Here is an 8,657-nt window from a genome sequence, read left to right as displayed (position 1 = left end):
GCTGTGCCGCGCCCGGGCGGGTGGGTGGCGGGGTGGGTCAGCCCACGGTGGAGGCGAACCAGTCGTCCATCGCGGCGTCGACCTTGTCGGCCGGCGTGCCACCGATCAGCGCCTGGGTCTGGGCGTTGATCTCGTCCGAGTAGCCGGTCGGCAGCGTGCGCTCGCCGTAGCCCTGGCCGGTCGGGGTGTACGACTCGGCGGGCGTGTCCGCCACGATCTGCAGCAGCTCCTTGCCGAGGTCGTCCATCTCGTACTCGTAGCCGTCGCGGAAGTTGCCGTCGACCTCGAGCTGGTCCGCGACCGCCGTCTTGTCGGTGACGAGGAACTCGACGAGCTGTGCCGCCGCGTCCTGGTTCTTGCTCGCCTTGAGGATGGAGTACGGGCTCGCGATGTTCGCGCCCATCGCGGGGGCGGCGACGCCGTCGACGGCCGGGGCGCGGAAGACACCGATCTCCGGCTTGTCCGCCGCCTTGGCCTCGGTGCCGGCGAACCAGCTGCCCATCGGGTAGATCGCGCTCTTGCCGGACAGGAACGCCTGCTCGGCGTCCGGGTACTTGATGCCCAGCGCGTCCTTGGGGACGTAGCCCTTCGCGACCCAGTCGGCGTAGGTGGCGACGGCGTCGCCGTACGTGTCGGAGAACGTGGCCTCGCCCGCGCTCATGTGGGCGTACCAGTCCGGGTCCTGCCCGACGATCGACGGCAGGCCGAGGGCCTGCAGGGAGTGGCTCGTCATCCAGTCGCCGCCGGTCTGGACCGGCGTCCAGCCCGCGTCCTTGAGCTTGCCGAGGTCGGCGGTGAGCTCGTCGACGGTGGTCGGCACCTCGCTGATGCCGGCCTCCTCGAACGCGGACTTGTTGTAGAACCACAGGCTCTGCAGCTGGAAGCCGATCCCGGCCATGTAGTACTTGCCGTCGATCGAGTACTGGTCGGCCAGGGGGCCGGTCTTCGCCCAGTCGTACCCGGAGAGGTCGACGAGCTCCGGGGCGAGGTCGACGGTCGGGGGCATCGACTGGACGACGTCGGGGGCGTCGCCCGCCGTGAGGAGGCGGGGGAGGGCGGCGGCCACGCCCTCGGCACCCGGGTTCTGGACGACGACGTCGATGTCGGGGTGGGCGTCCTCGAACGGCTTGACGAGGTCGTTCCAGAACTCCTCGGTGAGGTTCGGGGTCACGTTGACGAGCAGGCTGACCTCGGTCGTGCCGCCGGCGCTGCCGTCGTCGTCGGAGCCGGCGCAGCCGGTCAGGGCGAGCGCGGCCACCGTGAGGGTGCCCACGCTCGCGAGGGTGCGGTGCTTGATCATCGTTGATCCTCTCGGGTCGCCGCCCGCTGCCGGCTCGCTGCTGCGCGTGCCCGGCCCGGTCTGCCTGCGACGGTGAAGTGACGTGCGGTGGACGTGACGCCTGGAGACTAATCGATAATCGTTCGATTGGGAAGGGTGGGCAGACGGCAGCGTCACACCGGGAGGGGCCCGGGCCGCTCCGACTCGCCCCTAGGCTGGACGGGTGACCTCCGCAGCCCCCGCCGTCCGGCGGCCGGGCGGTACCCCGAGCGTGCCGCCGCGACCGTGGTGGCTCGTCGCCGCCGGTCCCGCAGCCGTCCTCGTCGCCGTCCTCGCCGTCCTGGTCGGCGGAGCCTACTCCGGCGCGTTCGCCGCGCTGAGCGGGTTCACCGACCCGGGCGCGGTCGTGCGCTACGGCCTGCCCATGACCACCGTGCTCACCGAGCTCAGCGTGGCCGTGACCCTCGGTTCGCTGCTCACGGCGGCCTGCCTGCTGCCGCCGGGACGAGCGCAGACGCGGGTGCTCACCACGGCGGGCGCCGCCAGCGCCGTGTGGGCCGTGGCCGCCGTCCTGCAGCTCGTGCTGCGGTACGCCAACATCTCGGGCACGGCGCCCTCCTCGCCGGCGTTCGGGCAGGGCCTCGCGCAGTTCGTCACGGACCTCGACCTGGGCAAGCTCTACCTCGCGATCATCGTCGTCGCGGCGCTGACGTCCGCGCTCGCGATGGCGGTCCGCGGGCCGGTGGGCGCCCTGTGGACGGCGGCCCTGCCCGTCGCCGCGCTGGCCATGCAGTCCACCACCGGGCACGCGTCGGGCGCCGCGAACCACGAGCTCGCCGTGGGCGCGATGCTGCTGCACCTCGTCGGGGCCGCCGTGTGGGTGGGCGGCCTGGGGGCGCTGCTCGTCGCCGTCCTGACCCGAGGGGACGGGAACGACGACGGCCGTGCCGCCGCGTCCGCCGTCGCGCGCTTCTCGCCCGTCGCGGGCTGGTGCTTCGCCGCCGTCGGCCTCTCGGGCATCGCCAACGCGTGGATCCGCATGGAGTCGTTCGGCGACCTGCTCACCCCGTACGGCGTGCTCCTGCTCACGAAGGCCGTGCTCATGGTGGCGCTCGGCGCGTTCGGGTTCGCGCACCGGATGTGGGTGGTGGGCCGCCTCGGGCGGGCGGACACGCGGGGCGCCGTGCGGCGGCTGTTCTGGCGCCTGCTCGCCGTCGAGCTGCTCGTCATCGGTGCGGTCTCCGGCGTGGCCGTGGCGCTGGGCTCCACCGCCCCGCCCGTCCCCGACGAGGTGCCGGTGGACGTCTCGCCCGCGTTCCAGCTCACCGGCGAGGCGCTGCCGCCCGAGCCGACGATGGCGCGCTGGTTCACCGAGTGGAGCCTCGACCCGCTCCTGGCGTTCGCGTGCGTGGCCGGACTGGTCGTCTACGTGCGCTGGGCCCTGCGGCTCGCGCGACGCGGGGACCGCTGGCCCGTGGGACGGACCGTGTCGTGGTGCCTCGGCATGGTCGTGATGTTCTGGGTGACCAGCGGCGGCCCGGCGGTCTACGGGCACGTGATCTTCAGCGGCCACATGGTGCAGCACATGGTCCTGGCGATGCTGGTGCCGCTGTTCCTCGTGCTCGCCGCGCCGGTCACGCTGCTGCTGCGCGCCATCCCCGCCCGCAAGGACGGCAGCCGCGGCCCGCGCGAGTGGGTGCTCGGGCTGGTGCACTCGCGCTTCGGCCAGTTCATCGCCCGCCCGGTGGTGGCCGCCGTGCTCTTCGCGGGCGGCATGATCGCGTTCTACTACACGCCGGCGTTCGAGTTCGCGCTGCGCAACCACGCCGGGCACGTGTGGATGATCGTGCACTTCACGCTGGTGGGCTACCTCTTCGCCAACGCGCTGGTCGGCATCGACCCCGGGCCCAAGCGTCCCGGCTACCCCCAGCGGCTGCTGCTCCTGTTCGCGACCATGGCGTTCCACGCGTTCTTCGGCGTCGTGCTCACGACCGGGACGTCGCTCCTCGTGGCCGACTGGTTCGGCAACATGGGGCGCCCGTGGGGCCTGCCCGCGATCGACGACCAGCAGCGCGGCGGCGGTGTGGCGTGGGGTATCGGCGAGCTGCCGACGCTGGCGCTCGCGATCGCCGTCGCGATCCAGTGGACGACGTCGGACGAGCGCGAGGCGCGCCGCCGGGACCGCAAGGCGGACCGCGACGGGGACGCCGAGCTCGAGGAGTACAACGCCATGCTCGCCCGGATGGCCGACCGCGACGACCGCCAGCCCCCGAGGTAGTCGAACCCCCCGCGAAGTAGTTCCAGCCATGCCGAGGTAGTTCGGGGCGTGCCGAGGTAGTTCGAGGTGCGGCGAGGTAGTTCGGGGCGTGCCGAGGTAGTCGGTATCACCGTGAGGTAGTGGGACCCACCGCGAGGTAGTAGGGAGTACTACCCGGGCCTCAGAGCAAGCCGTCGACGACCTTCGCGGCGAGACCGAGCGCGGTGGTGGTGCCCAGCCCGTCGGCGACGGTCACGGTGGTGACCCCTGGAGCGGGGTCGGCGACGACGAAGGGCGTGCCGGCGAACGGTCCGCGGCGCGGCCGGGGCACGACGACGTCGGGCACGGCCCAGCGGCGCTGCACCTCCACAGGCCGCCCGAGCAGGGCCGTCGCCTCCCGCAGGAGGAGCGCGTCGGCGGCCTCGGAGCGTTCCGGGGCACGGTCGAGTGCCGTGTCGGCGCCGCGCTCCGCGTCGGGGCGACGCGCCGTGCCGAGCAGCAGCGAGCCGTCGCCCGAGTGCGGGGTGAACGCCAGGTGGACGGCCGCGTCGAGAAGCTCCGGGGCGTGCGTGCGCAGGCGCTCGCGCACGTCCGCCAGGGCGGGGCTGTGCACATAGGCGGCGTCGCGCAGGAGGGTCGTCCCACCCAGGACGGCGGGGCCGGACGGGTCGTGCGCCCGTCCCGGCACCGCGACGCGCAGGACCTGGCGGACGTCGTGCCGCAGGCCGGTGCGCGCGGTCTCGTCGGGGAAGAACCGGTCGAGGTCCGCGCCGACGGCGACCAGCACCCGCCTGGCCACGACCTCCCCGCGTGAGGCGCGGACGAGCGTGCGCCCGGTGCCCGCCTCGAACGTGAGCGCCGTCGTGGACCAGGCGACGTCGGCCCGGGGGCGGGCGTCGAGGGCGGCAGCGAGCGCCCGGAGCGCATCGCGCGCGTCGACCCGCAGGTCGAGGGGCAGGAACGCGCCGCCGACGACGTCGTCCGAGGCCACGCGGGCCCGTTCCGTCGTCTGGGCGGCGTCGAGGAGCTGCGCGTCGCCGTCGCGGGCGGCCACCAGGTCGTCGAGGACGGCGAGCTCGTCGGTGGAGCGTGCGACCACCACGGCTCCGGTGTCCTTGACCCAGAACCCGGCCTCGCGGCCCAGCTTGAGCCAGCGTTCCCGCGTCGCGAGCGCACACGAGAGGGTCGCGGCGTCCTGCGTCGTGACTGCCACGTGGCCGCTGCGCCGGGCGGACGCGCCGTCGGGCCGCGGGTCGCGCTCCACGACCAGCACCGAGTGCCCTCGGGCGTGCGCCTCCAGCGCGTGCGCGAGGCCCACGATCCCTGCCCCGACGACGACGAGGTCGGCGGTGGCGGGCAGCGGAGGCTGATGGGTGGAACGGGGCGACGGTGGTCTCACGACGAGACCGTGCCCGATGACGAGGTGCCCGCTCAACCGCACGGGGCGTCCCGGCGAACAAGTTCAGCGAACGTTCATCCGACGTTCCCCGACACCCCCACCGGGCGGCCGAACAGGCGGTTGTTCACCGAATGAACGCTCATTCGGTGAACAACCACCTGTTCGGCGGGGGTCGGTACGGTTCTCCGATGTCGCGTCGCCCCGCTCAGCCCCGCGTGCTCGTCGTCGACCCGGCCCCGGGCGCGCAAGGGCCGGTCGAGCTGGGGGCGCTGCGGGCCCTCGGCCTCCGGCCGGTCGTCAACGTGCGGCGCGTGCCCGACCCGGGGGAGCGCGCCGCGCTCGCAGAGCAGGGTGACGTGGTGGACCTCGACGGGTTCGACGCGCTGCGCTGGTCGCCGCGGCCGAGCGCTTCTCAGGTTTCGACGGACTGAAGTTCCGGGCAGGGATCCCGCTCGACGCGACGGTGCTGGGACGTCTTGCGGACCCCGCCCACGACCAGCCGTTGCGCGTCGTGGGTCGCGCTGCCACCGGCGTGGACACGGTGGATGCTGCGGCGTGCCGGCGGCTGGGGATCGAGGTGCTCTCGACGCCGGGCGCCTACGCCGTCGCGGTCGCCGAGCACACCCTCGCCCTCGTGCTCGACGGCCTTCGCGGTGTGTCGAGGCGCAGCGCCGTCCTGCACTCCGGTCGATGGGCCGACGCCGCGGGGGCGAGTCCGGCGCAGGGCCTCGCGGGCTGCCGCGTGGGACTGGTCGGGGCCGGTGCGACGGCGCGGGAGGTGGCGCGGCTGGTGCGGGCGTTCGGCGCCACGGTGGCTGTGCTGGGGACCTCGCGGTTCACGCCGGAGGCGGCGCGCGAGTGGGGTGTCGAGCGGGCGGTCGCGTTGCCTGCGCTGCTGGCGTCGTCCGACCTCGTCTCCCTGCACGTCCCGCTCTCCGCGGAGACGCGCGGGATGGTCGGCGCGGGTGAGCTGGGAGTCATGCGTCCGGGATCGCTCCTCGTCTGTACGGCGCGGGGCGGCATCGTCGACGAGGACGCGCTCGACGCCGTGCTGCGGACGCCCGACCGGGGCCCCGCGGTCGCGGCGCTCGACGTCTTCGCGGTGGAGGGCGAACGCTTCGCGTCGCCGCTGACCGGGAACCCGCACGCGATCCTCACGCCGCACGTCGCGGGGATGACGTGGAGCGCGATGATCGAGTCGTCCCGGCGCCTCGTCGCCGCGTTCGCCGGCTTCTACGACCCGTCGCCCGCCGTGCCGAACAGGCGGTTGTTCACCGAATGAAGGCTCATTCGGTGAACAACCACCTGTTCGGCGGGGGCTGTGGTAGACCGGGGCCGTGATCCAGGACAACGACGCCTCCACGCCCTTCCACGACCTCGACCACTACCTCGAGCTCCCGCGCGTCGCCGGGCTCGCGCTCAGCCCGGACGGTTCCCGCCTCGTCACGACCGTCCAGACGCTCGACGCGAAGCGCACCGGCTGGACGACGGCCGTGTGGGAGGTCGACCCCGCGGGCACCGCCCCGGCGCGGCGGCTCACGCGCAGCCGCAAGGGCGAGTCGTCGGCGGTGTTCGCGGCCTCGGGCGACGTGCTGTTCACGTCGGCCCGCCCGGACCCCGCGGCAGAGAAGGACGACGACGAGCCGAAGTCCGCGCTGTGGCTGCTGCCCGCGGGCGGCGGCGAGGCGCGGGTCGTCGCGACCGCCCCCGGTGGGGTGAGCGGTGTGCTGGCGGCGCGGGCGGCCGACGTCGTGTCCGTCGCGGCGCCGCTGCTGCCGGCGGCGGCGGACCTGCCGGAGGACGAGAAGCTCCGCGGTGAGCGCACCGACCGCAAGCTGTCCGCGATCCTGCACGCCGGGTACCCGGTGCGGCACTGGGACTCCGACCTGGGGCCGGACGCCGTCCGACGGTTCGCCGCCCCGCTCACCGCCGACGAGGCACGCCTCGACCTGCGCCAGCTCACCGGTCCCGGCCGCCAGCTCGACGAGCACCAGGCCGACCTCACGCCCGACGGCGCCACGCTCGTCACGACGTGGAACGTGGGTGACGCAGGTGCCGCGGTGCGCGTCACGCTCGTCGCGGTCGACACGGCCACGGGCGAGCGCTGCACCCTGGTGGACGACCCGGACGCCGACGCCTTCGGCCCGGCCGTCTCCGCGGACGGGCGCTGGGTGGCCTTCCTGTCCGAGTCGGTCACGACGCCGCAGGAGGCGCCGGTCGTGCGGCTCGGCCTCGTCCCGCTCGACGACCCCGACGCCGAGCCCGTGGTGCTCGCCGACGACTGGGACCGCTGGCCCGGAGCCATCACGTGGCTGCCCGACGGGTCGGGCCTGGTGGTCACCGCCGACGAGGACGGTCGCGGACCGCTGTTCCTGCTGACGTTCGGCCCGGGCGGCCCCGGCGCCGACGAGCCCGTCACGGTGGAGCGGCTCACCTCCGACGCCGCGACGTTCACGGACGTGCAGGCCGCGCCCGACGGCGCCGCGCTCTACGCCCTGCGCACCAGCTACGCCGCGCCGTCCGAGCCGGTGCGGATCGACCTCGCCGCCTTCGTCGCGACGGGCGCGCCGGGCGAGCGCACCCCCCTGGCGGCCGACGCGCTGCGCGGCCCCGTCCCCGCACCCGCGCTGCCGGGGACCCTCACCGAGGTGGACACGACGACGGCGGACGGCGTGCGCGTCCGCGCCTGGCTCGCGCTCCCCGAGGGTGCCGCCGCCGACGCTCCCGCGCCGCTGCTGCTGTGGATCCACGGCGGGCCGCTGAGCACGTGGAACGCGTGGAGCTGGCGCTGGAACCCGTGGCTGATGGTCGCGCGCGGGTACGCCGTCCTGCTGCCCGACCCGGCCCTGTCCACCGGGTACGGCCAGGACTTCGTCCAGCGCGGCTGGGGCGCCTGGGGCGACGCGCCGTTCACCGACCTCATGGCGATCACCGACGCCGCCGAGGCGTTGCCGGAGATCGACGCGACACGGACCGCCGCCATGGGTGGCTCGTTCGGCGGCTACATGGCGAACTGGGTGGCCGGGCACACCGACCGCTTCCGGGCGATCGTCACGCACGCCAGCCTGTGGGCGCTCGACCAGTTCGGCCCCACCACGGACGGCGCGTACTACTGGAACCGCGAGATGACGCCCGAGATGACGGAGGTCCACAGCCCGCACCGGTACGTGGGCGACATCCGCACCCCGATGCTGGTGATCCACGGCGACAAGGACTACCGCGTGCCCATCGGGGAGGGGCTGCGCCTCTGGCAGGAGCTGCTCACGAAGTCAGGTCTCCCGGCCGACGACGACGGCAGCACCGTGCACCGCTTCCTGTACTTCCCCGACGAGAACCACTGGGTGCTCGCACCGCAGCACGCGAAGGTCTGGTACCAGGTGGTGCTGGCGTTCCTCGCGGAGCACGTCCTGGACGCCGAGCCGGAGCTGCCCGCCTACCTCTGACCCTCCGGCAGGGCGGTCAGGCGGGCGTGACGATGAGGTCGACGAGGACCTCGAGCATGGCGCTGGCGTCGCGGCGCGCGGTGGTGGCGGGGAGCATCGCCGCGCGCTGGCCGGCCTCGTGGGCGCCCAGGAGCAGGTCGATCGCCACGTGCTCGTCGACGGCGAACCGCAGACCGAGGGCGGCCATGACGCGGGTCAGCGCGGCGATCATCTCCTCGCGCAGGACCTGCTGCTGGTCCACGTAGCGCGGCGCGGCCGGCGGGGGGGGGCGGGCGCGCA

The 8,657-nt window shown here is 74.2% G+C and carries 7 protein-coding genes; 4 read left to right on the top strand and 3 right to left on the bottom strand.

Features of this window, described 5'->3' with window-relative positions; genetic code table 11:
• Positions 1–37: 37 nt before the first annotated feature.
• Positions 38–1,300 carry an ABC transporter substrate-binding protein gene (locus ACFT55_RS16785; RefSeq protein WP_380244983.1) on the bottom strand — a complete coding sequence of 421 codons (1,263 nt, stop codon included), beginning with the start codon at positions 1,298–1,300 and terminating at the stop codon, positions 38–40.
• Between the two features lie 202 nt (positions 1,301–1,502).
• On the opposite strand from ACFT55_RS16785, the gene ACFT55_RS16780 reads away from it, so the two are divergent.
• A complete protein-coding gene (locus ACFT55_RS16780; RefSeq protein ID WP_380244982.1) occupies positions 1,503–3,557 on the top strand; it encodes a cytochrome c oxidase assembly protein in 2,055 nt (684 codons plus the stop codon).
• Between the two features lie 160 nt (positions 3,558–3,717).
• Here ACFT55_RS16780 and ACFT55_RS16775 read toward each other — a convergent pair whose 3' ends face one another.
• Positions 3,718–4,935, bottom strand: coding sequence for an FAD-dependent oxidoreductase (locus ACFT55_RS16775; RefSeq protein WP_380244981.1), 1,218 nt, complete (start codon positions 4,933–4,935; stop codon positions 3,718–3,720).
• A 188-nt stretch (positions 4,936–5,123) separates the two neighbouring features.
• Between ACFT55_RS16775 and ACFT55_RS16770 the strand changes: the two genes are divergently transcribed.
• Genes ACFT55_RS16770 through ACFT55_RS16760 form a run of 3 tightly spaced genes read left to right on the top strand, consistent with a single transcriptional unit; the run spans position 5,124 to position 8,378 of the window.
• Positions 5,124–5,366: a hypothetical protein gene (locus tag ACFT55_RS16770; RefSeq protein ID WP_380244980.1), complete on the top strand. Its 243-nt coding sequence runs from the start codon at positions 5,124–5,126 to the stop codon at positions 5,364–5,366.
• A complete protein-coding gene (locus tag ACFT55_RS16765) occupies positions 5,324–6,217 on the top strand; it encodes an NAD(P)-dependent oxidoreductase (RefSeq protein ID WP_380244984.1) in 894 nt (297 codons plus the stop codon). The genes ACFT55_RS16770 and ACFT55_RS16765 overlap by 43 nt, the downstream gene beginning before the upstream one ends.
• Before the next feature lie 55 nt (positions 6,218–6,272).
• Entirely contained in the window at positions 6,273–8,378 is a 2,106-nt protein-coding gene (locus tag ACFT55_RS16760; protein WP_380244979.1) for a prolyl oligopeptidase family serine peptidase, read from the top strand.
• Between the two features lie 16 nt (positions 8,379–8,394).
• On the opposite strand, the gene ACFT55_RS16755 is transcribed toward ACFT55_RS16760, so the two are convergent.
• Positions 8,395–8,657 (bottom strand): hypothetical protein (locus ACFT55_RS16755; RefSeq protein WP_380244978.1); only part of this gene is annotated, 263 nt, incomplete at its 5' end.

Origin of the sequence: Isoptericola sp. NPDC057191, from assembly GCF_042670225.1 — a bacterium.
GTDB lineage: Bacteria > Actinomycetota > Actinomycetes > Actinomycetales > Cellulomonadaceae > Isoptericola.
Note: the sequence above shows the minus strand (reverse complement) of the source record. Positions and strands in the feature narration are given on the sequence as shown.

Coding starts and splice junctions, on each gene's coding strand:
- ACFT55_RS16770 (WP_380244980.1), top strand. CDS start 5,124: ATGTCGCGTCGCCCCGCTCAGCCCCGCGTGCTCGTCGTCGACCCGGCC.
- ACFT55_RS16785 (WP_380244983.1), bottom strand. CDS start 1,300: ATGATCAAGCACCGCACCCTCGCGAGCGTGGGCACCCTCACGGTGGCC.